The 24,406-nt window shown below is 69.2% G+C and carries 23 protein-coding genes; 15 read left to right on the top strand and 8 right to left on the bottom strand.

The window, feature by feature from the left end; all coding sequences use genetic code 11:
* Nucleotides 1-123: 123 nt before the first annotated feature.
* On the bottom strand, nt 124-648 hold the full coding sequence (locus C2865_RS27100) for a DUF6326 family protein (protein ID WP_106401425.1): 525 nt from the start codon (nt 646-648) through the stop codon (nt 124-126).
* Between the two features lie 162 nt (nt 649-810).
* Between C2865_RS27100 and C2865_RS27095 the strand changes: the two genes are divergently transcribed.
* Both C2865_RS27095 and C2865_RS27090 read left to right on the top strand, forming a co-directional pair.
* Nucleotides 811-1,956, top strand: a complete 1,146-nt coding sequence (locus C2865_RS27095) for a sensor histidine kinase (protein ID WP_106401424.1) — start codon at nt 811-813, stop codon at nt 1,954-1,956.
* Nucleotides 1,953-2,600, top strand: a complete 648-nt coding sequence (locus C2865_RS27090; protein ID WP_106401423.1) for a response regulator — start codon at nt 1,953-1,955, stop codon at nt 2,598-2,600. The genes C2865_RS27095 and C2865_RS27090 overlap by 4 nt, the downstream gene beginning before the upstream one ends.
* A gap of 312 nt (nt 2,601-2,912) precedes the next feature.
* On the opposite strand, the gene C2865_RS27085 is transcribed toward C2865_RS27090, so the two are convergent.
* Both C2865_RS27085 and C2865_RS27080 read right to left on the bottom strand, forming a co-directional pair.
* Nucleotides 2,913-3,701: a hypothetical protein gene (locus C2865_RS27085; RefSeq protein ID WP_106401422.1), complete on the bottom strand. Its 789-nt coding sequence runs from the start codon at nt 3,699-3,701 to the stop codon at nt 2,913-2,915.
* Between the two features lie 99 nt (nt 3,702-3,800).
* Nucleotides 3,801-4,910, bottom strand: coding sequence for a LacI family DNA-binding transcriptional regulator (locus C2865_RS27080; protein WP_198653634.1), 1,110 nt, complete (start codon nt 4,908-4,910; stop codon nt 3,801-3,803).
* Nucleotides 4,911-5,198: 288 nt separating this feature from the next.
* On the opposite strand from C2865_RS27080, the gene C2865_RS27075 reads away from it, so the two are divergent.
* Genes C2865_RS27075 through C2865_RS27060 form a run of 4 tightly spaced genes read left to right on the top strand, consistent with a single transcriptional unit; the run spans nt 5,199 to nt 10,088 of the window.
* Nucleotides 5,199-6,443, top strand: a complete 1,245-nt coding sequence (locus tag C2865_RS27075) for a sugar ABC transporter substrate-binding protein (RefSeq protein WP_106401420.1) — start codon at nt 5,199-5,201, stop codon at nt 6,441-6,443.
* 33 nt (nt 6,444-6,476) lie between these two features.
* Nucleotides 6,477-7,457, top strand: a complete 981-nt coding sequence (locus C2865_RS27070; RefSeq protein ID WP_106401419.1) for a carbohydrate ABC transporter permease — start codon at nt 6,477-6,479, stop codon at nt 7,455-7,457.
* The gene (locus C2865_RS27065; RefSeq protein WP_106401418.1) at nt 7,454-8,272 is read left to right on the top strand and encodes a carbohydrate ABC transporter permease; all 819 of its coding nucleotides are present in this window, start codon (nt 7,454-7,456) and stop codon (nt 8,270-8,272) included. The genes C2865_RS27070 and C2865_RS27065 overlap by 4 nt, the downstream gene beginning before the upstream one ends.
* Before the next feature lie 49 nt (nt 8,273-8,321).
* On the top strand, nt 8,322-10,088 hold the full coding sequence (locus tag C2865_RS27060) for an amylo-alpha-1,6-glucosidase (protein ID WP_106401417.1): 1,767 nt from the start codon (nt 8,322-8,324) through the stop codon (nt 10,086-10,088).
* Between the two features lie 199 nt (nt 10,089-10,287).
* Here C2865_RS27060 and C2865_RS27055 read toward each other — a convergent pair whose 3' ends face one another.
* The gene (locus tag C2865_RS27055) at nt 10,288-11,445 is read right to left on the bottom strand and encodes a tyrosine-type recombinase/integrase (protein WP_198653633.1); all 1,158 of its coding nucleotides are present in this window, start codon (nt 11,443-11,445) and stop codon (nt 10,288-10,290) included.
* A 128-nt stretch (nt 11,446-11,573) separates the two neighbouring features.
* Here C2865_RS27055 and C2865_RS27050 point away from each other — a divergent pair, with 128 nt between their 5' ends.
* From C2865_RS27050 to C2865_RS27035, 3 genes are all read left to right on the top strand, one after another.
* Nucleotides 11,574-12,686, top strand: coding sequence for a coiled-coil domain-containing protein (locus tag C2865_RS27050; RefSeq protein ID WP_106401415.1), 1,113 nt, complete (start codon nt 11,574-11,576; stop codon nt 12,684-12,686).
* Between the two features lie 352 nt (nt 12,687-13,038).
* Nucleotides 13,039-13,557 (top strand): ricin-type beta-trefoil lectin domain protein, encoded by a 519-nt coding sequence (locus C2865_RS27045; protein WP_157963925.1) that lies wholly within the window; start codon nt 13,039-13,041, stop codon nt 13,555-13,557.
* A 425-nt stretch (nt 13,558-13,982) separates the two neighbouring features.
* Nucleotides 13,983-14,567, top strand: coding sequence for a hypothetical protein (locus C2865_RS27035; protein WP_106401838.1), 585 nt, complete (start codon nt 13,983-13,985; stop codon nt 14,565-14,567).
* 244 nt (nt 14,568-14,811) lie between these two features.
* Here C2865_RS27035 and C2865_RS27030 read toward each other — a convergent pair whose 3' ends face one another.
* The 3 genes from C2865_RS27030 to C2865_RS27020 form a co-directional block, all read right to left on the bottom strand.
* A complete protein-coding gene (locus tag C2865_RS27030) occupies nt 14,812-15,789 on the bottom strand; it encodes an alpha/beta fold hydrolase (RefSeq protein WP_232835858.1) in 978 nt (325 codons plus the stop codon).
* A 91-nt stretch (nt 15,790-15,880) separates the two neighbouring features.
* Nucleotides 15,881-16,369: a DinB family protein gene (locus C2865_RS27025; protein ID WP_106401411.1), complete on the bottom strand. Its 489-nt coding sequence runs from the start codon at nt 16,367-16,369 to the stop codon at nt 15,881-15,883.
* Between the two features lie 44 nt (nt 16,370-16,413).
* Nucleotides 16,414-17,040 carry a class I SAM-dependent methyltransferase gene (locus C2865_RS27020; RefSeq protein WP_106401410.1) on the bottom strand — a complete coding sequence of 209 codons (627 nt, stop codon included), beginning with the start codon at nt 17,038-17,040 and terminating at the stop codon, nt 16,414-16,416.
* Nucleotides 17,041-17,127: 87 nt separating this feature from the next.
* Here C2865_RS27020 and C2865_RS27015 point away from each other — a divergent pair, with 87 nt between their 5' ends.
* Both C2865_RS27015 and C2865_RS39590 read left to right on the top strand, forming a co-directional pair.
* Nucleotides 17,128-17,736, top strand: a complete 609-nt coding sequence (locus C2865_RS27015; protein WP_106401409.1) for a helix-turn-helix domain-containing protein — start codon at nt 17,128-17,130, stop codon at nt 17,734-17,736.
* Between the two features lie 112 nt (nt 17,737-17,848).
* On the top strand, nt 17,849-17,989 hold the full coding sequence (locus tag C2865_RS39590; RefSeq protein ID WP_157963924.1) for a hypothetical protein: 141 nt from the start codon (nt 17,849-17,851) through the stop codon (nt 17,987-17,989).
* On the opposite strand, the gene C2865_RS27010 is transcribed toward C2865_RS39590, so the two are convergent.
* Entirely contained in the window at nt 17,986-18,687 is a 702-nt protein-coding gene (locus C2865_RS27010) for a TetR/AcrR family transcriptional regulator (protein ID WP_106401408.1), read from the bottom strand. The genes C2865_RS39590 and C2865_RS27010 overlap by 4 nt on opposite strands.
* Nucleotides 18,688-18,894: 207 nt before the next feature.
* Here C2865_RS27010 and C2865_RS27005 point away from each other — a divergent pair, with 207 nt between their 5' ends.
* The 4 genes from C2865_RS27005 (at nt 18,895) to C2865_RS26990 (ending at nt 23,977) form a co-directional block, all read left to right on the top strand.
* The gene (locus tag C2865_RS27005) at nt 18,895-19,824 is read left to right on the top strand and encodes an SDR family oxidoreductase (protein ID WP_106401407.1); all 930 of its coding nucleotides are present in this window, start codon (nt 18,895-18,897) and stop codon (nt 19,822-19,824) included.
* Between the two features lie 756 nt (nt 19,825-20,580).
* Nucleotides 20,581-21,501, top strand: coding sequence for a hypothetical protein (locus C2865_RS27000; protein ID WP_106401406.1), 921 nt, complete (start codon nt 20,581-20,583; stop codon nt 21,499-21,501).
* A 208-nt stretch (nt 21,502-21,709) separates the two neighbouring features.
* Entirely contained in the window at nt 21,710-22,951 is a 1,242-nt protein-coding gene (locus C2865_RS26995) for a pentapeptide repeat-containing protein (protein ID WP_106401405.1), read from the top strand.
* A gap of 621 nt (nt 22,952-23,572) precedes the next feature.
* Nucleotides 23,573-23,977: a hypothetical protein gene (locus C2865_RS26990; protein WP_106401404.1), complete on the top strand. Its 405-nt coding sequence runs from the start codon at nt 23,573-23,575 to the stop codon at nt 23,975-23,977.
* Nucleotides 23,978-24,406: the final 429 nt, after the last annotated feature.

Here is a 24,406-nt window from a genome sequence, read left to right as displayed (position 1 = left end):
CGCCTCCGTCTACCGCGCCCTCGCCGAGGCCGACGAAACCGCCTAACCCGAGCCATCGGCCGTCGCCGAACCGACGCGGGACCAGCCCGCTATCGCCGAAGTCCGATCCTCCTCACGGGCCGGTCACGCCTGCTGCGGCGGGCGGAGCGGCTCGCTGTCGAGGCCGGCTGCCAGGGTCGCCGGTGATGCGGTGCGGCGTGGCCAGTTCCAGGCGGAGCGCAGGATGAAGGCCAGGAGAAGCACCTCGAGTCCGATGGAGAGGCCGTAGAAATAGGAGTAGGACCACGGCTCCCCTGCCGCGTTGAACACCGAGACGGGGATGTAGAGCGTTGCCACGACGAGGTTGATGGTGCGGTTGACACGGGCGGGCAGCGTCGCGGAGAGCAGGATCATGAGGATCGGGACGGCCATGAGCGTGAGCGCAACGGCGACGAAGGTCGGGCCCAGGTCGAACTCGTGGACGATGCCGGCCAGGAGGTCGTCCACGAAGCCGGGCTTGTACAGAGCGAGGTAGTCGACGTAGATGTAGAGGAACATGAAGCTGGTCCATGCTGCGGCGAGCTTGGCCTGCACGGGCAGGCGCAGATCTTCCAGCGTGCTCTGGGACGGCGGATTCTCTGGTGCGGTGGGGGATTGAGGCGTTCTCATCACCATGCTCCTTGGCTTGATCAGGTGGGTGCTTCCACCTTCACGGATGCCGGCGGCGGGCACATCGGCTCCGGAGCCTGATCCGACCTGGCCGTTGGCACAGCCGACCTCTTGTACTTTCGGCGGATGCACCGAACACGCGGGCTGCCTAGGCTGATCAGGATGGCCACCAACGCACTCCGCTCGCTGTGGGCCGAACCTCGACCCGCGAATCCCCCGGACCGGAGGCTGCGGGACCGGGCCCTGGTCGCGGTACTGATCTGCTGGTCAGTGCTGGAAGCGGTGCTCCGTGAGGACATGGCGCCGCTCCCGCTGCTGGTCATCGCTGCGCTCGCGGTCGTCGCACCCCTTCCGTGGCGACGTACGCACCCGCTCGTCGCGGCCGCGGTGGCTTTCGGCACGGTGACGGTGGTCGACATCGTCCGAGTCCTCACCGGAACGCAAGGCACGCTGCCCTCGAGTGTCTCGGCCACCCTGGTCATCGCCTACGCCCTGTTCCGGTGGGGCTCCGGTCGGGAAGCCGCCAGCGGCCTCGGCGTCCTCCTGCTCTGGCTGGCCGTCACCTACGTCGCCGAACCGGGCAGCGTGGCGGAGAAGGTCGCCGGATACGCGTTCTTCCTGTTCGTCGCCGCGCTCGGCGCCGCGATCCGCTATCGCACGAGGATCCGCATCCGCGACATCGACCAAGCCAAGGCCCGCGAACGCGAACTGCTCGCTCGTGAACTCCACGACACCGTCGCCCACCACGTCTCGGGCATCGCCATCCAGGCCCAAGCAGGACGTGCCATCGCGGCCTCCCACCCCGAGCGTGCCATCGAGGCACTGGCCGTCATCGAGGACGCAGCGACCCGCACCCTCACCGAGCTGCGCGCCATCGTCGGCGTGCTCCGCTCCACACAGGACACCGAGTTCGCGCCGCAGCCCGGCGTGGCCGAGGTCGAGCAGCTCGCCACCGATGGCCGGACGCGTCCCCGCGTCGAGGTGACGCTGTTCGGCGAGCTCGACGACCTCAGCCCGGCGGTCGGGGCCGCGATCTACCGCCTGGCCCAGGAGTCCATCACCAACGCTCGACGGCACGCCCGCCACGCGACCCGGGTCACCGTCGCCGTCACAGGCGACGCCGACCGGGTACGGCTGACCATCGACGACGACGGCTCCGCCGCCGGCGGCCGCGCCCCAGCAGGCTACGGCCTGGTGGGCATGCGGGAACGCGCCTCACTGCTCGGCGGCACCTTCCACGCAGGCCCCGCCGCCGAGCGGGGCTGGCGGGTAGAGGCGGTCCTGCCCCGAACAGGGACACCACGATGAGCATCAGGGTCCTCATCGCCGACGACCAGCCCATCGTGCGCACCGGGCTGACCATGCTGCTCGACGCCCAACCCGACATCGAAGTGGTCGGCGCGGCCGCCGACGGGCGCGAAGCGATCCGCCTGGCGCTCCAGCTGCGCCCCGACGTCGGCCTGTTCGACATCCGGATGCCGCTGGTGGACGGCATCGAAGCCACCCGACACCTCGCCGGCCCCGGCGTCACCGACCCCCTGCCGATCGTGGTCATCACCACCTTCGACCTCGACGAGTATGTCCACGGGGCACTCAAAGCCGGCGCCCGCGGGTTCCTGCTCAAGGACGCCGGACCCGCCCTGTTGACCCAGGCCATCCACGCCGCCGCCGACGGAAACGCACTGATCGCACCCAGCGTGACCGTCCGGCTGCTCGCAGCGTTCGCGCGCGCAGAGACCTCGCCACCGAGGCAGCCGATGGAACCGCTCACCGCCCGCGAGGAGGAAGTCCTCGTGTCCGTAGCCCAAGGCCGCACCAACAATGAGATCGCCAGCGAGCTCTACGTCACCCCGAGCACCGTCAAAGCCCACCTCGCCAGCCTCATGCGAAAGCTCGGCGCCCGAAACCGCGTCGAGGTCGCCATGTGGGCCCACGAGACCGGCCGCATCTGACGCCGCAAAGGCTCCCGCCGCCGTTCATCGCCGGGTCGTCGGCCTGTCGCTGCAACACGACCATGTCCGAGGCCAGCCGCTTCTGGATCTGGGCCATCCCGGGTCGGCTGGAGGCTCGTCACCGAACCGACACCGCGATCCTCAGCTTGTCGCTACCGGCCGTTCCAATCGGACTGCGCGACCTGTGCCCAGCAGTGCCTTGGCGTGCCGGACCTGCTCGAGCGCCATCGCCGGGGGTCGGCCGAGCTTGGGGGACGACCGAAGTACGCCGGAAAGCGGTTATGGCGATCTTATGAAGGGCTGAGCCGCAGGTCAGACTGCGCGGTCGGAGCCACGGGCGATGTGTTCGAAGAACTCGTCCATCAGGCTGATGAGTTCATCGACGGCATGCTGGTCGTCCTCATGGGACCACGGCTCGGCAGGACGTCCATCGGGGAAGGCCAGGATCTCCACGAGAGCCCACCACACCAGGTTCCATCCGGACCCCAGCTTGACGGCGAGCCACTCCCGGAATCCGTCCAGCAAGACCCCGTCGGAAGCCGTGTCGTATCCCGCGAGGAACCCGGTGACACTCCCAAAGCTGACGCGGCTGACGAACATGCGCGGGCGCTTCTTGAAGTGCTCCCAGAACTCCTGGCGCGACCACACCGGTCTGGTCCGGTCTCGCCTCCAGGCGGCCGGCACTCGGGACAGATCGGTACCCGATCCCCAGACGGAGTACGCCACCGCTTCCGGCCCTACCCCGAGGGCCGCGAGGAGGCTGCCTACGCGCTCGGCCGAATCGATCGGCCCGCCATCCCTGGTCCAGACATGTGTTCCCGGCGCGTCGCCTTCGTGGTGGGTGACCACGAAGTCCGTCCCATCCAGCACGAAGAATGCAGCCCGCAGTGCTCCGTGCCCGTCCCACGACGTCTCCAAAGTCAGCCGCAGGCGCCGAGCCACCGCCTCCAGGTCCACCGACAGCAACGCCAGCATACGCAGCGTCCAGGCGGCACTCTGAAAGGCCGAGGCCTGCCATGCGGGATTGCGCCTGCCTGCCTGGAACGATGTCGCAGGCTCCCAGTCGTTCCCCGCGTCCGGCACATCGATCAGTTCGGTCATGGCGCACAGTCAACCAGCGCTCACTAGGGCCTGTTCGTAGTTCAGACTGTCCCGCCGTTCGCTGGACGCTGCCGCCGCGGCATGCGGCGCGGGAGGACGTCAGGAGGGGGGCAGGGCGGCGGGTCCGGTGCTGGCACGGAGGATCACCGGCGGTGTCAGGAGCCGGGTGCGGTAGGGAGCCGAGGGTTCCGCGATGCGCTCCAGGAGCAGGTCGATCGCGATCCGCCCCATGTCGTGGGCGGGGACGTCGGCGGCGGTGAGGGCGGGGGTGACGGCGTCCGCCCAGCGGGCCCCGGCGATGCCGGTGACCGAGATATCACGCGGGATCTTCCGGCCCGCCTCGGTGAGCCCCCGGTAGAGGCCGCCCAGCGCGGCCTCGTTCACGGTGACGATCCCTGTGACGTGCGGATGTTCGGCCATGATGCGGGCCGCGCACGCCTCTCCGGCGGCGGCGTCGTCGTCGCACGGGTAGTGGATCCCGGTGAGGTCGAGTTCGCGCACCGCGATCTCGAAGCCGTCCAGGCCGCGCCGCGCCGATTCGTATCCCGCGTCCAGGAGCGCCTGGGAGCGGTTGACGAACGCCAGGTGCCGGTGGCCGAGATCCGACAGGTGCCGGACGCAGCGGGTCACCAGGGCGAGATGGTCGAGATCCACCCAGGCGGTCCCGTCGGGATGGCGCGTGCGGCCGATCGTGACGAACGGGAAGCCGGACGCGCGCATCTGTTCGACACGGGCGTCCTGGAGCCGGATCTCCATGAGGATCGCGCCGTCGACCCGGCGTTCGCCCACCAGGCGCTGGAAGGACCGGTCCTCGCCGGCGCCCGCCTGCGACATGAGCACGTCGTAGTCACGGGCTCCGGCGGCCTCGACCAGGCCGCCGATGAAGTCGAGCTGCATTTCGGTGTAGTGGCTGCTGGCCGGCGGGAAGACGAGGCCGAGCGTCCGGGTCTCGCCGCGCGCCAGGGCCCGGGCGGCGGCGTTCGGCCGGTACCCCATCTCCTCGATCACCTTCTGGATGCGTCGGCGCGTCTCCTCCGAGACGGGGCGCTTGCCCGACAGCGCATAGGAGACGGTGCTGCGCGACACCTGGGCGCGGCGGGCGATCTCGCCGATGTTGACCGGCGAACTCTCAGTCCGGCTGATGGGACACCTCCGGGGACGGATGGCGGGGCCGACCAGGAGAACGCATCGGCGAACCGGTTCGACCACACGGTAGAGAGTCTCGTGCCGCCGCGTCAAACACAGGGCGGCGACCAGAGGCCCGAGGCCGGAGGAAGAACCGATCACGCAGGTCATCGAATCGGTTCACATCCTTCTGTCCAACCTCGATCTCGCCTGATCGCCCCCTAGAAAGCCTTTTAGCTGGGCGTTCCCGGAAAACTTCCGATGGACTGTTGACGCTCGTCGGCCGCATGCCTACTGTTCGTCGAACCGATTACGCGAATCGGTTCGACCCGCCGGGATCCCCCCCCTTGCACCCTCCGGGAAAGGACGACGATGACCACCCGCGCCATCCCCGACAGAGCCCGCATCCTGGGCGCCGCACTCGCACTGCTCACCGTGACGGGGCTGGCCTCGGCCTGCTCGTCCGATGACACGAAGGGCTCCGCGGCCAGCGGCGCCTACACCGTGTGGGACCCCTATCCCCAGTTCGACGGCACGGCCGCATGGGCGAAGCTGATCGACAAGTGCGGCGCCGACGCGGGCGTCACGATCAAGCGCACCGCCTACGACACGACCGACCTCACCAACAAGGCCCTCCTGGCCGCCCAGCAGGGCTCGGCACCGGACGTCCTGATCGTCGACAACCCCGTCGTGTCGACCCTCGCCGAGGCCGGTGTCCTCACCACCACCGAGGACACCGGGACCGACGTCACCCAGATCGTGCCGAACCTGCTGGCCGCAGGGCAGTCGGGCGGCAGGTCCTTCGGCATCCCGATCGGCGCCAACACCCTGGCGCTCTACTACAACAAGGAGGTCCTGGACGCCGCCGGCGTCGACCCCGCCTCGGTCAAGGACTGGGCGTCGCTCACCGCGGCCCTGCAGAAGGTGAAGGCCAAGGGCAAGAAGGGCATCACCTTCTCCGCGATCGGCACGGAGGAGGGCAGCTTCCAGTTCCTGCCCTGGTTCTGGGGCGGCCAGGGCAGGCTGACCCAGCTCGACGACGCCAACGGCGTGGCCGCGCTGTCGCTGTGGGAGGGCTGGCTGAAGGACGGGCTGGCGCCCAAGTCGGTCCTCAGCAACACCCAGACCACCAGCTGGCAGGAGTTCGCCACCGGCGACTACGCCTTCGCCGAGAACGGCACATGGCAGCTGGAGAACGCCAAGAAGGCCGGTTTCGACTACGGCATCATCCCGATCCCGGCCAAGGACGGCGGACTCGCGCCGGCGCCGACGGGCGGGGAGTTCGTGACCGTCCCGGTCCAGAAGGAAGCCGGGCGCTACACCACCTCCTCCAAGATCGTCTCCTGTCTGACCAGCGGTGACAACGCCCTGACCGCCGACACCACGCTGTCGTACATCGCGGCGACCACCGCGATCCAGGACCGGCAGGTCCAGGCCACGCCCGAGCTCAAGGTGTGGGTGGAGGCCGTCAACGCCGCCAAGGGCCGCACCAGTGACGACCTCGGCACGAAGTATCCGAAGATCTCCGAGCAGCTGTGGACCGCGGTGCAGGCCGCCCTGTCCGGATCCGCCGCCCCCGCCGACGCGCTGAAGACCGCGCAGTCCTCGGTCAAGTAACCCGTTCCCGAACGGCACTCTGGAGACCTCGGCATGGATTCCACGCGCCTTGCCGGGCGTGCGGCGGCGGACGCCCCTGTGTCCGCCGCCCCGCGTCGCCCGGCCCCCGCCCGAGCACGCCGCACCGCGCGCGCACGCTCCCCGCAGTGGACGGCATGGGCGTTCCTCGCCCCTGTCGTGGCCTACCTGCTCCTGTTCTACGCCTACCCCCTGTACCGCAACCTCGACCTGAGCGTGCGGGACTACACGGTCCGGTCGTTCGTGTCCGGAGACGCCCCCTTCATCGGCCTGGACAACTACCGCGAGGTCTTCGCCGACAAGACCTTCCTGCCCGCCCTGTGGCACACGGCGGTGTTCACCGGCGCCTCGCTGCTGTTCCAGTTCTCGATCGGCCTGGCCCTGGCGGTCTTCTTCTCCCGCCACTTCCGCCTGTCGGTCCTGCTGCGGGCGCTGTTCCTCGTGCCGTGGCTGCTGCCGCTGATCGTCTCGGCCTCGACCTGGTCATGGATGCTCAACACCGAGACGGGCGTCGTCAACCACCTGCTCGGCCTGGTCGGGATCGGGCCGGTCGGCTGGCTGACCTCACCGGACTGGTCACTGGCCGCGGTGACGCTCGCCAACATCTGGATCGGCATCCCGTTCAACCTGGTCGTGCTCTACAGCGGTCTCCAGGCGATCCCGCAGAGCCTGCACGAGGCCGCCGCCCTCGACGGCGCCAACGCCTGGCAGCGGTTCTGGAAGATCAGCTTCCCGCTGCTGCGCCCGGTGTCGGCGGTCACCCTCCTGCTGGGCCTGATCTACACCCTGAAGGTCCTCGACATCATCTGGATCATGACCAGGGGCGGGCCGGTCGACTCCTCGACGACGCTCGCGACCTGGTCCTACCGGCTCGGGTTCGGCAGCATGCTCCCGTCGTTCGGGCCCGGCGCCGCGGTGGGCAACCTCCTGGTCGTCACCGCCCTGGTCTTCGGACTGCTCTACATCCGTGCCGAGCGGAGGAAGGTGCTCGCATGAAGGCCGAGACCAGCCGGTGGAAGACGGCGCTGGCCCTCCTCCTCACCGCGATCATGCTGTTCCCCGTCTACTGGATGGTCAACAGCTCCCTCACCCGCGACGCCGACATGCGGCGCACTCCGCCGCGACTGTTCCCCACCGATCCCACCTTCGAGGGCTACCGGGCGGTGTTCGACCAGCAGCTCCCCTACCTGGGCACCAGTCTGGTCATCGGATTGGGGACCGTCGTGCTCACCCTCATGGTCGCCGCCCCGGCCGGCTACTCCCTGGCCCTGCTGCGGCCTCGCGGCGGCTCCGCGTTGAGCTTCCTGCTCCTGTCCGCCCAGATGATCCCGGGGATCATCATGGCGATGGGCTTCTACGCCATCTATCTCAGCCTCGGCTTCCTCAACACCGTCCCCGGGCTGATCGTCGCCGACTCCACCCTGGCCGTCCCGTTCGGCGTGCTGATCTTCACGGCGTTCATGTCGGGGATTCCCCGGGAACTGCTCCAGGCCGCCACGGTGGACGGCGCCGGGCCCGTGCGGACCTTCTGGTCGATCGTCCTGCCGGTCAGCCGCAACGCCGTCGTCACCGTCTCACTGTTCACCTTCCTGTGGTCGTGGTCGGACTTCGTGTTCGCCAGCACCCTCGACGGCGGCGGCACCCACCAGCCCATCACTCTCGGCATCTACCACTACATCGGCAACAACAACCAGCAATGGAACGCGATCATGGCGACGGCCGTCGTCGCCTCCATCCCCACGACGCTGATCCTCGTCGCAGCCCAGCGCTACATCGCCGCGGGCGCGACCACCGGGGCCGTCAAGGACTGACCCGTCCCGTCCGACGCGCCCCGACGACCCAGAAACGAGAGATCCCCCCATGACCGCTGCGCCCCGTACCGCCCCGCCCTCCGACGCCCCCCGCGCGTCCGGCCCGACGTTCACCGTGCAGGAGATCCCTTTCAGCCGCCAGGGCTCCTGGCTGGCCGTCTCCCCGGTGACGGCGCTGGCGACCTACGCCGACGACCTGCATCTCATGACCCACACCACCGGGATGCACCCCGTACTGCGGCTGACCCCGGTGAACGGCTCCACCCGGGCCGAGACGCAGATCACGGCGACGCCGGCCGTGCTCACCTGGGCGCAGGGCGACGGGCAGGTCCAGGCCGTGTTCGCCACCACCGACACCGTGCGCCTGCGCGGAGACCGCCTCGGCCTGCGGCTGTCGGTGGCGGCCGACCGGCTCACCCCCTTCACCGGCGCCTACCTCTACGCCGACCCCGTGGGCGGCGGGTTCGTGCTGACCTCCTACGAGACGGGCCGCCGCTACCGGATCACGGTGCTGGCGGGAACGGTCCACGCCGAAGGGCTGCAGGAGCTCGGCGAGGTCCGGCGCGCCCTCACGGTGGGCGCCGACGGCCGTCCCTGGGAGATCGCGCTGGAGGAGTACGAGGCCGCGCGCCCGCCCTACCGCAGTGACCAGCCGTTCGATCTGCTCGCGCTGGAGTCCGCCGCCTCCTTCCGCGCGTTCGCCGATGCCGTCGCCCCCTGGCGTGACGCGACGACTCCGGCCGCCGAGCTCGCCGCGTACGTGCTGTGGTCGGCGACCGTCCGGCCGGCCGGATTCCTGGGCCGTCCCGGCGTGCTGATGTCCAAGCACTGGATGGACAAGGTGTGGAGCTGGGACCACTGCTTCAACGCCCTCGCCCTGGCCGCCGGCGCCCCGGACCTCGCCTACGACCAGTTCCAGGTGATGTTCGACCATCAGGACTCCTCCGGCGCGCTACCCGACTCCGTCACCCACTCCGAAGTCCTCTACAACTACGTCAAGCCGCCCATCCACGGGTGGGCGTTCGGCCTCCTGCGCCGTCGGATGTCCCGGGAGCTCACCCGGCGGGAGCTCTCCGAGACCTACGACCGGCTCGGTCGCTGGAGCCGGTTCTGGCTCGACTCCCGCCGGGCCGCCGGCAGCCCCCTGCCGCACTACCAGCACGGCAACGACAGCGGCTGGGACAACGCGACCGCCTTCGACCCCGAACGGGTCATCGAGACCGCCGACCTGTCGGCCTTCCTCGTCCTCCAGCTCCGCCGGCTCGCCGACCTCGCCGCCGAGCTCGGCCTGCCCGCCGAGGCCGCCGAGTGGACCGCGACCGCCGACCAGCTGAGCACCGACCTGTTCGCCCTCCTCTGGCGCGACGACCACTTCCACGCGCGCGGGGTCGTCTCCGGCGACGACTGGCACACCGACGGGCTGCTCGACCTGATGCCGATCATCCTCGGACAGGAGCTGCCCGCCGTCGTCGCCGACGCTCTGGCCGCCCGAATCGCCGCCCACCTGACGGAGTTCGGCCTGGCCACCGAGCTGACCGGCTCACCGCACTACCACCCCGACGGCTACTGGCGCGGCCCCATCTGGGCCCCCGCCACGATCCTCATCGAGGACGGCCTGCGCCGCGCCGGCCACACCGCCTTGGCCGACGAGATCAGCGCCCGTTTCCGCGCCCTGTGCGAGCGGTCCGGCTTCGCAGAGAACTTCGACGCCCTCACCGGCGCGGGACTGCGCGACCGCGCCTACACCTGGACCGCCAGCGCCTACCTTCTGCTGGCCTCCGCGCACCTGGACCGGACTGGCCGCGCAAAAGAATGACGTGAGCCCCGCAACCTCATGGCAGGCATTTCTGGCGACTTGAGCGCGGAGTCCATCGGCCCGAACGGGTTGAGATCCGAGACCGGCGGCTCCGTGGCCGACAGGATCGGCATCGCCGGTAACGGAACCCGCGCGATCCTCTTGCAGATAGGTGATTCCTGTCAGTGGGCCCGGCCATCAGGCCGTCAGAGTCTGCTTCTCACTGGTCGGGGGAGGGTGTGCGGTCGGTGAGGAGGGAGGCCAGGCGGTAGGCGCCGTGGCCGGACAGGCGGCGGGTGCCGCGGTCGTAGCGCTGGGTGGTGACGGGGGAGGCGTGGCCGAGGAGGGTCTGGACGACTTCGATGGGGACGCCTTCGTCGAGGAGTTCGGTGGCGGCGGTGGTGCGGGCGGTGTGCGGGGTCAGGCGGGCCGGATCGATGCCGGCGGTGTGGGCGGTTCTTCGTAGTGCGGTGGTGACGCGCCACCGGTTCCAGGGGCGGCCGTCGTCGTGGGCGAAGACCAGGGCGCTTTTGGGGCGGCCGTCCAGCAGCGGCTGCAGCAGAGCGAGGGCGTCGGGCGGGACGGGGATGCGGTCGGTCTTGCCGCCTTTGCGGATGAAGACCAGCACGGTATGTCCAGCGTCGGTCTGCACCTGTCCGGCGGTGAGCGTGACGAGCTCGCCGACGCGTAGCGCGCACATCAGGAGCAGTGCGACCGCGGCCGCGTCCATCGGGTACTGCTCGGCGAAGGACGTGGCCTCAGCCGCGCTCAGCAGGCCGCGGGCCTCGGCGCGGGTGCGGGCCGGGGTCTTGCCCGCGCCGGAGACCTCGGGGCGTTCGACCAGGGTGGCGTCGGCGGGGTTGCGGGTCAGGCCCGCGCGCCGGACGGCGTAGGCGTAGAAGGACGCCAGGCTCGACAGGCGTCGGGCGATCGAGGCCGCGGCCAGGGGTTTGCCGGGGGCCTTGACGCCGGCGAGGGCGGTGCCGGCGGCGATGCTCTCGCGGTAGCCGGTGATGGTGTCCTCGGTGACGGCCAGCAGCGCCAGCCCGGGGGCGTGTGCGTCCAGCCAGCGTAGGAAGGCCGCCAGGTCGGCCAGCCGGGCTCGGCGGGTGGCGACGGATTTGCCCGTGGTCAGCCAGGCGGCGATGGTCGGCCAGACCAGGTCGCGGGGCAGGGCGTCGACGAGGTCCACGTCCGCGCCGGGCACCTCGCCGCCGTCTCCGCGTTTGCGCTTGGGGGACAGCCCGGCGATGTCGCCGACGCTGGCGATCATCGGTGCGGGCACGTCGATCGTGCGGCCGTCGGCGGTGACGGCGACTTTCGCGCGCGAGGCGGCTGCGGCCGGGGTGAGCAGGGTGCCGGAGAGGGGTTCGTCCACGCGCCGCATCATTTCACATAATGCTAATTATGTGAAACGCCCGCACGTGAGATTCTGTGACTACTTACACCTATCGCGATACGCTTAATTATTACGCGCGAGCATTGCGCGAAAGCTATGATGGAGGCGTGACTGAAGCCAACGCTGCGGCAGAACAGACCTCGACCGAGCCGAACGGCGTTTCTCCCGTTCCCGTACCGCGCGGCGTATGCGGCCTGGACGGGTGCGAACTCCCGCTGCCGCCCGCCGGACGCGGCCGCCCGCCCAAGTACTGCAGCAAGGCACACGCCGACCAGGCCAGCAGGGAGCGCCGCGCCGCCGATACCGCCCTCGTCGACGAGCCGCTCAAGCAGGCCGAGGCGCTCGCCCAGCACGTCCCCGCCGCCATCACCGCCCTGCAGGCTCAGCTCACCGAGCTCTCAGGCCTTCTCGACAAGGCCCAGACCGGAGCGCTGGTCCGCGTCGAGCGGGCGGAGGCCGAGACCCGCACCGCCCGGCAGGCCGCCGCCGACGCCGAGGCCCGCGCCGACGCCGCAGAGACCGCCGCCGCACGGGCCATCGAAGACGCCCGCGTCCACCGGACCGCGCGTACCGCCGCTGAACGCGAGGCCGCGGACGCCCGCGCCGAGACCGAACGTGTCCGAGCCGAGGCCGCCGAGCGCATCGAGGCCCACCAGCAGGCCCGCACCGCAGCCGAGACCGCCCGCACCGCCGCCGAGCAGGCACGTGACAGGGCAGCCGCCGACCTGGTCGAGGCGCGGCAGGCACGCCGCCACGACGCCGAGCGCGCCCGCACGCAGATCACCGAGCTCACCGTGCTGCTGGAGGCACGCGCCCGCGAGAACGCGGAGCTGCACGGCTTCCTCATCCAGGCCCGCGAAGCGCTTGCCGATGCCCGCGGTCAGGCCAACGCCCAGCAGACCCGTGCCGAAGCCGCCGAGCAGGCCCTGCAGGAGGAACGGCGTGAAGCGGCCGAGGTCCGCACCCAGATGAGCAACGCCTTGGAGCAGGCGGCCGCGCAGATCACAGCCGCCCAGGCCGAAGCCGAGCAGGCCCGCAACGTCCTCGCCGACACCCGCGCCGGCGCCGCCGCCGCGCAGGCTCTGCAGGCACGGCTCGAGACCGACCTCCAAGCAGCCCGCGTCGAAGCCGCCGCCCAACGCGAGCGTGCCGCCCGCGCCGAAGCCCGGCACACCTCCTCACGCACGACGGACGGAGGTGGATCCGCAGCCCGACCATGATTGCGAAGGCTTCATGTACGTGATGACGGTCCTTTGTCTGGCACATCGGAAGCGGGGCCAGGCGACGAGGTCCGCTCTGCGGGCCAAGCGGTTGAACTGTGGAAACGCGGTCCTGTTGTAGGTTTTGCCCATATACGGACTGGACCCCCATGAGGGCTGAGGAACAGTGGGGGGCTCTCAGCCTCCGCGGTCTTCGATCGGATTGTGAGCGGTCGCGAAACCGTCAGTAGATCCGTCGCGGCCGATCACCGTTGTCCTGGGTCTGTCCGGGACTCTGGCCTCTGGGGGGCGGGCGGGGCTCGTTCCTATCCTTCGGTAAAGCGGTGGCCGGGTCTGGGAAGGATCGATGGAGATGTCGTCGAGATGGGTGAAGCGGGGCGCCGCAGTGGGCTTGGCGGCGGCGGCGCTGGTGGGGGCGGGGGCCTCCCCGGCCGCTGCGGACGCCTTCAGCATCGTCAACGACCTGCGCGACGAGTGTCTCGATGCGATGGGTGAGAGCACCCCCACCATCACCTACGCCCAAGTCGTCTTCTGCGACCAGGGGCAGGGGCAGTACTGGGAGCACTACTGCGGGGCGACGGGGTCATGCGACCGGATGTTCCTCGTCAACCTCCGGATGAACAGGCAGATGTACTGCCTGGAGGCGACGGCGAACGCCGACGGAGCACGGGTGCACGCCCCGAACTGCAACTCCATCACGTCCTTGTCCGTCTGGTCGAAGCATCCGATCCCCGACTCGGCCGACGCCGTCAAATACGTTCTGGACGAAACCAAGAGTGAAGCGCGCTGGAAGTGCCTGGGCCGACGCGGAACCGATGTCGTCCTGGAGTACTGCTCCACCGCCGGCACCCAGCTGTGGCGCTACCGCTGATACCCCGAAGGACGACAACCGCCACATTCTCACCGAGGGCGTCGCCGAAGGATTCCGCCCTGCCGACGGGATGCTGCTGTTCGAAGACCCGGCGACCACCTCGCAGATCCCCGCGCTAAAAGGCGCCCGCCGCCAAGAGGCGCGCAAGGGGTTCCAGGACCAGGGGACCTCCATCGCCGCCCTCGCACGCGCCCCTGGGGTGAGCCGCCGTACGCCCGCACTCGCCGACCTCCTACCCGACCAGCAGATCCCACGCCCTCGACCGGAGTGACCGAAGCGAGGAACACAGGCAGCCAGGCATCCGGCCCAGACGAACCCGTCACCACAATCACGCAGAGCTATTTTGGGGCTCGTTGCACCGACCCGAGTGGAGGGCCTTGAAGGGCGGCCCCGCCCTTGTCAGTGGCCACCTGTTTACTTGGCATATGACCGACAAGGCGAGTCACAGCGATGTCCACCGAACCACGGCTCTCACTCCTGGCACCGAGACGGTCGAGCCGTACGGAGGCGGGAAGGGATTTCGGTTCAAGATCCGCAATGTGAGGATCGATGGCCAGACCGACGTGGTACGCGTCCGCGGAGGAGGTTCGCACAAGGTCAGTTTCGACGTGCTGCATGATTGCTCGGAGTGCGGCAACGCCGTCAACCAGGTGATCGTCGGTCTGGCGGGCCAGGATCGTGCCCAAGCGTCGGTCTGGAACGGTAAGCGGCGCAGCGGGGGCGGCTTGAAGGTGGTCAATGCCGGCACGCACGTCGAGGCGTTGGCGGAAGACAACCCGGGTCCGGCGGAGTGGGTGAATGTGTCGTGCGACCTTGTTGTTCCCGACGAACCCGGCGTCTACTCAGTTCGAGCACGTTATGCCCAGGCGTATCAGGGACGCCTGATGACTGCCGAGGGACGTGCGATCCCGCAGCCGGAGTACCAGGATGTGCTGGGTTGGTGGAAGGTCGACCGTCCGGAAGGGCCCGGCCCGGAATCGACCATAGGCACCATCATCGTCGAGGCGTGAAGCCGCTGGTCAGCCTCTTCGGCCGACCCCATGACCTCGACCGAGCTGGGCATGGTCTCACCGCCGACGTCGATCGCGGCCCGGGGAGTACAACGACCGGCCCCGGCCGGATGCGGCGGTCAGCGTATCTGTCGGGGTCCCAGGAGTACTCGCCGAAAAACAAGAGCCAGTCGGTGAACTGGATGGTGACGCCCGATACCGCGGCCCGTGCCGAGCGGCGTCCCGCGCCGCCTTGGTGGCGTGGTCATCCGTCGAGGAAGCGCAAGAGCTCGGCGGTGACGAACCGGGGGTTCTCCTCGACGAGCCAGTGCCCGGCGTTCGGCACGTCCACCGCCCGCACGATGTTGGTCATGCGCGGGGCCACTGTGCCCTGGATCGCGTTGAGCTGCCCCTGGGCGGTCATGAGCAGGGCTGGGACACGTATCGGTGCTGCTGCCACGGTGTCGCGGACGTCTTTGTCGAGGGCGCGGTAGAGCTCGAAGCCGCCCGACAGGACCTTGGGCCGACTGTAGGTTCGTGCGTACTCGTTGATCTCGGTGATGGTGAACGGGGACCGGTCAGAGGTGCCACCGAACGCCGTGCCACCGAACGAGACCTGGGGATAGAACAGTGCCAGGTACTCGCGGACGTCGTCGCCTACGACCGCCTCGGGGACCCGTCGCTGGGAGTGAAAGGCGATGTGCCAGCTCAGTGAGCGGTAGGTGGGCGCATCGATCGCGGGCCCAGGCAGCGGCAGGTCGAGGTAGCCGAGGCGTGCGGTGTCGTCGGGGAATTGGCTGGCGTACTGGAATGCCACTGCGGCGCCGAAATCGTGCCCGATGACACGGGCGTCGCTCACTCCGAGACGATCGGCGATCAGCGTGTGCACATACCGCGCCAGCGTGGCCTTGTCGTAGCCGGACGGTGAGCCGGTGCTGTCACCCAGTCCGGGAAGGTCAACGGCGTAGACGGTGTGGTGCTCGGCGAGTTCCGGCATGATCGGCCACCAGCCGTACCAGGTCTGCGGCCAACCGTGTATCAGCACGACTGGCGTGCCGCTGCCGCCGGTCACGTAGTGCATACGGACGCCGTCGACGTCGGCGAATTCGTGTCGGAAGGCGTTCTCGAACCGGGGATCGTCCTGGGTGGCGGCGGCGTAGGAGGGAACGTCTTCGCCGGCTGTCGGCGTGGAAGTGGACAGGGAACAGGCTGCGGTGACGATCGTGATCAGGAGGCTGAGCATCACGGTTGCCACCGTGCACGTGGATCGGAGGAAGCGGCGCGGCAACGGTCGTGGTGCTGTGATCATGTGTTTCCCTCCTGGAGAAGGTGGATCAACGGCCGGTCGTGCCGTCGATGAGTTCGCGGAGGATGTCCGCATGGCCCGCGTGCCGGCCGGTCTCCTCGATCATGTGGGTGAGTGCCCAGCGGATGCTGGGAGCGGGGCGGTCCGGCCGCGGTCGGGGGACGGGTGCGCCGAGATCAGTGCACTCGTCGAGAACGTCGTTCGCACGCTCGACCGCGTCTCGGTAGCGGGCCACGACATCGGCCACGCTGTCCGCCGGTGCGGCTTGGAACGTCGCCTGCCAGTCGGTGACGTCGTCCCCGAGGAACATCGAACGCTCGACGAAAGTCAGGTGGTTGAGCAGGCCGAGCAGGTTCGTGCCCGACGGAACCGCGGCTGTTCGCACCTGCGGCTCGGGGGCGCCGTCGACCTTCGCGGCGATCGAGGCCCGGAGGTAGTCGAGGAACCCGCGCAGGACCTCGGTCTCGTTGCTTCCGGTCCGGGGCGGCGGGATGTCGCGACGGGTGGTGCTGGGCATCGTGGTCTCCCTTCCTTTGTCGGGGACGGGCGCCGGCCGCCGTGTCAGGCGGTGCGGCGGATGAGGAGGACATGGTCGGTGACCTCGGCGGTGCGCCCGTCTGGTCCGGTTGCGATCCGGCGGGGTGCGTCGGCCCGCTCGACCGTCCATGTCTCCGGGGCCGGATCGATCCCGGCGGCGACCTCTCGCGGGCTCGGATAGCGGGTGTCGGGGTCCTGGTTCCACGACCATGGCGCGGCCGAGCCGTGGTCGACGACCAGCAGCCGCCCGCCCGGGCGCAGTGCGTGCGCGGCCGAGTGCAGTACGGTTGCCCGGTCCAGGTCGAAGGGGGTGTGCAGGTAGTGGGCGCAGACCAGGTCGAATCCGCCGGGTGGGAAAGACTCGCGCAAGTCGGTCCGCATGGTGGTGACGCGGTCGCCCAGGCCGTGTGAGCGGGCGAGAGCGGCGAGCCGCTCGACCGCCACGGCCGAGATGTCGGCGGCGGTGACCTGCCACCCCCGGCTGGCGAGCCACAGCGTGTCGCCGCCGTCGCCGCATCCGAGGTCCAACGCGTCACCGGGCGGCAGGCCCGTCACCGTCTCGGTGAGGCGGGCGTTCGGCTGCGGGTCGCCGGTCGCCGGTCGGGCCGCGTAGACGCCGTCCCAGAAGGCGACCGCTTCGGTGGTGCTCATCAAGGCTCCTTGTGTCGGTAGGCGCTCAGTCTTGCCAGGCGCACCATGAATCGGTAAGAAAACTTGCGGTAATGGCAAAATGGCCTGATGGAACGCAAGTCGGACAACGATGTGCTCGACGCGGTGGGGCCGCGCCTTCGTGCGCTGCGTCGTGACCGCGGCATCACCCTCGCCGATCTCGCGATGACGATCGGCGTGTCGGAGAGCAGCCTGTCCCGACTGGAGAGCGGGCAGCGCCGGCCGAGCCTGGAACTGCTGCTGCCGCTGGCCCGTATCTACGACGTTCCGCTGGACGACCTCGTCGGCGCCCCGCGCACCGGCGACCCCCGAATCCACCTCAAGCCGATCAGGCGGTTCGGAATGACCTTTGTGCCACTGTCGCGGCAACCGGGCGGGGTACACGCGTTCAAGATGATCATCCCTGCCCGGCCGGAACCCCTCGAACCGACCCCGCAGACCCACGAAGGCTTCGAATGGCTCTACGTGCTCAACGGACGCCTGCGGCTCGTGATCGGTGAGCGCGACCTGATGTTGCCGCCCGGTGAGGCAGCCGAGTTCGACACGTCCTTGCCCCACTGGCTGGGCAGCGCCGACGGCGGCGTGGTCGAGCTTCTCATCCTGTTCGGCCTGCAAGGGGTGCGTGCGCACGTACGCACCGACCCTCATCGGTCGTCTCAGGCCGGGAGCCGGCGGTGAACTCAGCGAGAGATTTCGTATGCGCGCCAGCAGCGAACCTCACCGCGCAAACGCCGCAGTCGATGATGTCGCACCCGCAGATCCCGCCTGCCCCGAGGGATGGGAGGGGTTCGTGCCCGGCCTGGAACTCCAGACGGTGTTCCTCGTCGAAGGCATCCCCGACGACCGCTTCTCCGTTAAGGGCGAACTGCGGCCCGTCACGGTCTACCACCAGACCGAAGACGCCCTGGACCGGGGTCGGGGCCGGTGTTAACGCTCAGGACCGATCGGTTGATCGCGGGGCTCGGCACGGCTGAGCGTGCCGGCGATGAGGGTGGCGACGGTCTCCTGGAGGGCGGAGGCGAAGTCCATGCTGAGGGCGGCGAGGGCGGGGTCTTTCGCGTAGGCCTCGAGCATGGCGGGCGAGGGGCGCGAGTGGGTCCAGATGGCGCCGGTGGCCATGAGGATCTGGGCGCACGCCTGCTGTGCGGTGTCGCCGAGTTCGGGCAGGTGGTGGCGGGTGAGGGCGGTCAGCGCGGTGAGGTTGACGGCGGCGGCCCTCTTGTAGCGGGCGGCGACGTCGGGTGAGACGTTGTGTTCCAGGACGCCGGCTTGGGCACTGAACAGGTCGCACAGGACTTTCCGGTCGGCCAGGGAGGCCGCGTACACCTGCGCGTACACCTCTGCGCGCCGCGCGACGGGGTCGGCGGGGTCGATGGCGGCGTCCAGGAGGGCGGGCAGGGCGGAGTTCCACTCGCTCCAGGCCCGGTCCAGCAGTTCCAACAGGATGGCCTCGCGGGATTCGAAGTAGCGCAGGACGTTGGACTTGGCCATGCCCGCCTGCCGGCTGAGCTCGTTCAAGCCGACCTTGGCGGCCGGCATCCGGGCGAGCATCCCGGCGGTGGTGTCCAGGATCGTTCTTCGCCGTTCCTCCTGCTGCTCGTGGCTGCGGGCCCGCTGGAAACCTGTCATCTCCCCAGTTTAGTGACCGCCGGTCCTTTGACAGGAGACCGGTGGTCGCCTAACTTGGGGGGCACACAAGAGACCGTCGGTCTCTAATGATGTGAAGTGCGCTACCGCGGCCGCCCCACCCGGCGCGACGGTCCACGAGACGTTGAAACCCACCGCCGCGCTCCCGCGGCGTCCGACCGAACCCCGACCTCCGAAGGAACAGCGAACATGTACCAGGTCCCCGACCAGACCGGTCGCCTCGCCATCGTCACCGGCGCCAACAGCGGCACCGGCAAAGAAGCGGCCGCACGCCTCGCCGCGGCCGGCGCCCACGTCGTCATGGCGGTGCGGACGCCCGCCAAGGGCGAGCAGGCCCGCGCCGACATTCTCGCCCAGAACCCCGAAGCACGACTGGAGGTCCGCCGCGTCGACCTCGCCGACCTCGCCTCGGTGCGGACGTTCACCGACAGCCTCCTCGCCGACGGCACCCCGGTCGACGTCCTGGCCAACAACGCCGGAGTGATGGCCCCGCCGACCCGGATGACGACCGCCGACGGCTTCGAGCTCCAGTTCGGCAGCAACTTCCTCGGCCCGTTCGCGCTGACCGTCCGGCTGCTCCCGCTACTGCTCGCCGCGCAGGCGCCCCGGGTGGCGACCATGACCAGCGGAACCGCGAGCTACGGCCGGATCCACTGGGACGACCTGCAGTTCGAACGCCGGTACTCGGCCCACCGCGCCTATGCCCAGTCCAAACTCGCCGACCTCATGATGACCCGCCGACTCGCCGCCCTCGCCCACCAGTACCGCTGGAACCTGCGCAGCACCGCCGCCCACCCCGGCTACACCCGCACCAACCTGCAGAGCGCCGGACCGAGCCTCGGCCGCGACCGGCCCAAGCGCTCGCTCCTCAACAGCCTGACCTTCCTGCCCAGCCAAAGCCCCGACACCGGCGCCGAACCCCTCCTGTACGCCGCCACCGACCACGGCGCCGCCAACGGCGGCTACTACGGGCCCAGCGGCCGGTTCAACCTGGTCGGGCCCACCGGCCCCGCCCGGCTGCCCCGCCGCGCCCAGGACGCCGACGCCGCCGCCCGGCTCTGGACCCTCGCCCAGGACCTCACCGGGACCCACCTCGCCCAAGACCTGCACCGGCCCTGAACAGCACACCGACCTGTGGGGAGGCGACCGGGTCGTCCGGCGCCATTCGAACCTCATCAGCTGACCCGGCCCCAGCTGAAGCACAAGAACTCGCGCCACCGCTTGCGGCCGCGGATGCGGTAGTAGAGACGGCCGGTGGCCAGATCGAGTGCTCCGGGCAGACGGCACCCCGTCGTTGCGGTTGAACGTGGTGCGCAGCCGGGCCGGATGTCCCTGCAGCCCCGCCAGGTCTTGCCCTTGCGGGGCTGCAGGTTCAAGGGGGCGGATTCGTCCACGCAGACCCCCCGACCGTCCTTCGGCGGGGTGTCGTAGAGGGTCAGGACGGCATGCATCTTGGCGATGAAGTCCGGATCGTTGCTGCTCTTCCACGTTGTCGTGGTCTGCCAGGAGGCCCCGCCGGCTTTGAGGGTGCGGGCCGGGCGTCAAGCCACTAGACCCTTTCGTGAGCGATGAACCGTCACAGCATCGTGGAGAACGGATACCGAGAACTCGGACCGACGCTGTACTACAGCCAGGGAGAGCGGCTACGAGGTGTTTCGGTCGATGCCCTTCGAGGGCCGCAGGCCAGACCCTTATCCGGTGGATTTTCGCTGTTCGCTACGTCAACGCCATCGATGGCCGGCCCACATCGACATCCTGTCCGATCCCAAGCGACAGGCCGTCCTCGCTCTCACCGGTCCGGAGCACTGGCCTCGACCCGAGCCGCGACACAAGCAGCCGCTGGTGTTTTCGGCGAAAAATTGAGAAGCTTATATTGTGATCGATTTTCCCTACATCGGCTCAGGCCCTTATTGCTACTCGAATTGCCTGGCGATGATGCTGGGCGCCGACGCGCCACCGGTCGCGGTCATCGAGACGGTGACCGGCAGCCCATTCGGCATGCAATTCGTCGGTGGCACAATGCCGTTCTTCGACCCCTATGGCTGGAACCCCGAGATCGGCATCGAGGATGCGCTGGCCGCCCTCGGCTGGACCGCGCAGACCAGCAGCGAGAGCCAGGTCGACGCAGCACTCGAGCGTCTCACTTCCCACTTGGCCCACGGCCCCGTCATGGTCGGACCCATCGAAATGGGACATCTGTGCTACCAGCCGGGCAAGACCGGCCCGATGGGCGCGGACCACTACGTCATCGTCCTCGAAGTCGGCGACGAGCAGGTGATTCTGCACGACCCTCAGGGATATCCCTACACGTCCCTTCCGCTGGCGGACTTCGTCAAGGCATGGCAGGCCGACACCATCGACTACGGCGAGCCGTACACGATGCGTACGAATTTCAGACGAATGAGACGTGTTGACATTAAAGAGGCCATCACCGCGTTCATTCCCCGCGCGGTCGACTGGCTGCGCGCCGACCCCGACCACACCATGCCGCCGGGAAGCTCCGGCAACGGCGACGCCGCCCTGGCTCTGGCAGCGTCGCTGGAGACCGACCGCGACGAGGAGCTGTACGACCACCTCGTCCACTTCGCGATCCGCGTCGGCGCGCGGCGTGCGACCGACGCGGCCACCTGCTTGCGTGGAGCCGGCCGGGTCGAAGCGGCCGCGATCATGTCTCGGCAGGCCCGGCTGATCGGCTCGCTCCAGCAGCCGCTGGTCGCCGGCGACGGCCCCACCGCAGCCGACGTCCTGCGCGCACTCGCTCCCACCTACGACACCCTCCGGGCCGAACTCCAATAATCACAGGCCAGCCCCGTATTCGATGGCGTTGGCCGAGCAGATGAGGGGGCTTGAGCAGCAACGGAACGGCCAGTGACATTGGGAACCAGGAGGAGCCTGTCTTATCGTCACGGGTCGTTCAATTGCAGGTGGGGGCCGGTCGGTTTGCCGGGCGGTCCAGATCATCGGAAGCAGGATCTTTGCGGCACGAGCCGGCGTCTGAGTGGTTATGAGCGATCCCCCCGGCTCTCCCACCCCTGCTGACGATCCAGCCGTCGAAACGCCGGAACCCGAGTCCGCCGCTCCCTCCACCGCCCCAGCGCCGCGAGTCACTCCGCCGACCCAGGCGGAGCTGGACGCGCTCCCGGCCGATCGGCGGCTGGAGCTGATGGATCTGGACCACCAAGAGGCCGACCGCAAGGACCAGCGCCGCCACCGTTGGTTCAACACCTGGATCCTGGGCATCGGTGTGCTGGCCACCGTGGGGACGCTGCTGGTGACCGCACTGACGCTGCGCAGCGGCCAAGAACAGCTCAACCTCGCCCGAGAAGGCCAGGTCACCGATCGCTACACCAAGGCCGTCGAGCAGCTCGGCTCCGACAAGCGCGAAGTGCGCACCGCCGCGGTCTACGCCCTGGAGCGCATCGCCAAGGACTCCGAACCCGACCGCCAGGCCATCCGCGACCTCATGGCCGCCTTCATCCGCGAACGCGACCCCGCCTCCACCGTCAAGACCGACGACCTGCCCATCGAACCCGCCACCGACATCGCCGCCGCCCTGACCGTGCTGGGCCGCCGCCCACCCGACCCCGACACAGCCCCCAGACTGGACCTGCACTCCACCCGCATTCCCCGCTCCGCGCTTTCCTCCGCGGACCTGAGCCACGCTTACCTGAACGGCGCGGATCTGAGCGGCGCGGACCTGGGTGGCGCGAACCTGAGCCGCGTGAATTTGGGCGGCGCGACCCTGAACGGCGCGTACCTGAGCCACGCGGACCTGCAAAGCGCGTACCTGGAAAATGCAACCCTGAGCCGCGCGACCCTGAGCGGTGCGAACCTAAGATTCACGAACCTGATCCGCGCGGATCTGAGCCGCGCGGATCTGAGCAACGTGGATCTGAGCCGCGCGGACCTGGGTGGCGCGGACCTGCAAAGCGCGTATCTGAGTGGCGCGAACCTGAGCTTCGCGTCCCTGCGCACCGCGAACCTGCACAGCACCGTCCTGTTCAGCGCGAATCTGAAAAGCACGGACTTGAGTGGCACAGACCTGAGTGGAGCGGATCTGCAAAGCGCGAACCTGAACGGCGCGGACTTGAGTGGCGCGAACCTGAGCGGCGCGGATCTGAGCCACGCGGATTTGAGCGGCGCGGATCTGCAGGACGCGGACCTGCGGGGAACCGGCCTGTCCGAGCAGGATGTCCGCGCGATAACCGACTATTGGGGCGGCGCTCGATTCGGACCTGCGGAGTAAGAGCCCGGGCTCGAAGCTACGGCGAGCCGCAAAGTAGCGATGAATCCGCAGGTTAAGGCACTGTAGCGAGGCGACGGAGTCGCCCTCGGTCTGACCGGGTTTCGGCAGTGGCCGGTGTGCGCCGGCCGGGGACCGCAACGACCTCCTGATCGCCGCGACGCGCTGAACTGCGGTGGAGCAGCTCAGGCATCCGGACAGAATCAACGTTCTGTCGTGCTACCGGCCCAGATAGCGGCTGGGACACGTTCGGGAGCGGAGGGCCGTCACGGCCATTGTCGTCTTCTGCACCGCCCTCGCCAACTTTGCCCGAGCCGTACGCAACGGATGAGCACCGACGCTCTCGACGCCGACTCCAGCAACGAGCGGTAGGCTCCACCCTCGAGTGCTCAGTGGGACAGGCCGCCGAGGCGGGGTCGGAACCCGGCGGAAACTCGGCGGATGGCAAAGGCTGATCGGGTGGCCGACGGCAACGGCGATTGGCGCAGTCATACCTATCTCCACAACGACCGGCTGGCGGAGACCGGTGGCTGGCCGGACTGGCTGCAGCCTCCGCATCCTCCTGTTGATCTGGGCCCGTGTCCGGTCTGTGGTCAGGCGACGAAACGGTGCAGCACCTGGCAGATGCACGAGGAGACCGCGACCGACTACGCGTGTGTGTGGTGCCGGGCCGATCTGGTGGTCTTCCACACCGGCCCGGTCGGCCACGCCCCCGTCCCGACCCGGCCGTACTACGCCCCGCCGGACATGCGCTGGGACATGTGCAGGGACCTGGCCCGCAACGGCGAACCCCGCCGTTACCATGCCTCAGGACACTGGGGACTGACCCTGTGCGGGCTGACGGCCGCCGACCTCGCCGAACTCGGACCCCAGTGGCGGCCCGACCACCCCGACGTCTGCACGCGATGCCAGAGCGCGGCCGCCGAGATCGACACACGCTGGCCCGCCGACCAGCGCACCGGCGGGACCTTCCTGATGCGCTGCCCCTGTCCCACCTGCCGAGGCGCCAGCACCGCAGACACCCGATGAACAGCAACCTGCATCCGTCCGCCATGCTCAGTGCCGGGCTCAGCGCCGCATCAGAACGGCCGACGGCGATAACCCCGAGCCCGAAGACTCGCTAACGCCACCGGCCGTTCGATTGCTGCTCAGCCCCGTACCGGAGTCCGAGGAACATCCATGTCAGATCGTGCGCTAAGCGTTCGCCGGGCTGGTCGTCCTGGGGTGATCGAGCGTCGGGGCCTTCGAGGGTCGTTGTCGTCGATCTCCGGAGAACTGTTGTGGCGGTCGAGTTCCTGACGGATGAGCAGGCGGCCCGGTACGGCCCGTCGCACGCCGGGGAGATCCAGGAGGCCGGGGACCGGCGGGACTTCGACGACGACGGGCGGTTGCACTTCACCGCCCTGGAGCCGGAGCCCGAACCGGCCTCCGTGCTGGACCTGCGGACGGCCGTGAACG

Origin of the sequence: Actinocorallia populi, from assembly GCF_002995495.1 — a bacterium.
GTDB lineage: Bacteria > Actinomycetota > Actinomycetes > Streptosporangiales > Streptosporangiaceae > Actinocorallia > Actinocorallia populi.
Note: the sequence above shows the minus strand (reverse complement) of the source record. Positions and strands in the feature narration are given on the sequence as shown.

Coding starts and splice junctions, on each gene's coding strand:
- C2865_RS27100 (WP_106401425.1), bottom strand. CDS start 648: ATGAGAACGCCTCAATCCCCCACCGCACCAGAGAATCCGCCGTCCCAG.
- C2865_RS27095 (WP_106401424.1), top strand. CDS start 811: ATGGCCACCAACGCACTCCGCTCGCTGTGGGCCGAACCTCGACCCGCG.
- C2865_RS27090 (WP_106401423.1), top strand. CDS start 1,953: ATGAGCATCAGGGTCCTCATCGCCGACGACCAGCCCATCGTGCGCACC.
- C2865_RS27085 (WP_106401422.1), bottom strand. CDS start 3,701: ATGACCGAACTGATCGATGTGCCGGACGCGGGGAACGACTGGGAGCCT.
- C2865_RS27075 (WP_106401420.1), top strand. CDS start 5,199: ATGACCACCCGCGCCATCCCCGACAGAGCCCGCATCCTGGGCGCCGCA.
- C2865_RS27070 (WP_106401419.1), top strand. CDS start 6,477: ATGGATTCCACGCGCCTTGCCGGGCGTGCGGCGGCGGACGCCCCTGTG.
- C2865_RS27065 (WP_106401418.1), top strand. CDS start 7,454: ATGAAGGCCGAGACCAGCCGGTGGAAGACGGCGCTGGCCCTCCTCCTC.
- C2865_RS27060 (WP_106401417.1), top strand. CDS start 8,322: ATGACCGCTGCGCCCCGTACCGCCCCGCCCTCCGACGCCCCCCGCGCG.
- C2865_RS27045 (WP_157963925.1), top strand. CDS start 13,039: ATGTCGTCGAGATGGGTGAAGCGGGGCGCCGCAGTGGGCTTGGCGGCG.
- C2865_RS27035 (WP_106401838.1), top strand. CDS start 13,983: ATGACCGACAAGGCGAGTCACAGCGATGTCCACCGAACCACGGCTCTC.
- C2865_RS27030 (WP_232835858.1), bottom strand. CDS start 15,789: ATGCTCAGCCTCCTGATCACGATCGTCACCGCAGCCTGTTCCCTGTCC.
- C2865_RS27025 (WP_106401411.1), bottom strand. CDS start 16,369: ATGCCCAGCACCACCCGTCGCGACATCCCGCCGCCCCGGACCGGAAGC.
- C2865_RS27020 (WP_106401410.1), bottom strand. CDS start 17,040: ATGAGCACCACCGAAGCGGTCGCCTTCTGGGACGGCGTCTACGCGGCC.
- C2865_RS27015 (WP_106401409.1), top strand. CDS start 17,128: ATGGAACGCAAGTCGGACAACGATGTGCTCGACGCGGTGGGGCCGCGC.
- C2865_RS27010 (WP_106401408.1), bottom strand. CDS start 18,687: ATGACAGGTTTCCAGCGGGCCCGCAGCCACGAGCAGCAGGAGGAACGG.
- C2865_RS27005 (WP_106401407.1), top strand. CDS start 18,895: ATGTACCAGGTCCCCGACCAGACCGGTCGCCTCGCCATCGTCACCGGC.
- C2865_RS26995 (WP_106401405.1), top strand. CDS start 21,710: ATGAGCGATCCCCCCGGCTCTCCCACCCCTGCTGACGATCCAGCCGTC.
- C2865_RS26990 (WP_106401404.1), top strand. CDS start 23,573: ATGCACGAGGAGACCGCGACCGACTACGCGTGTGTGTGGTGCCGGGCC.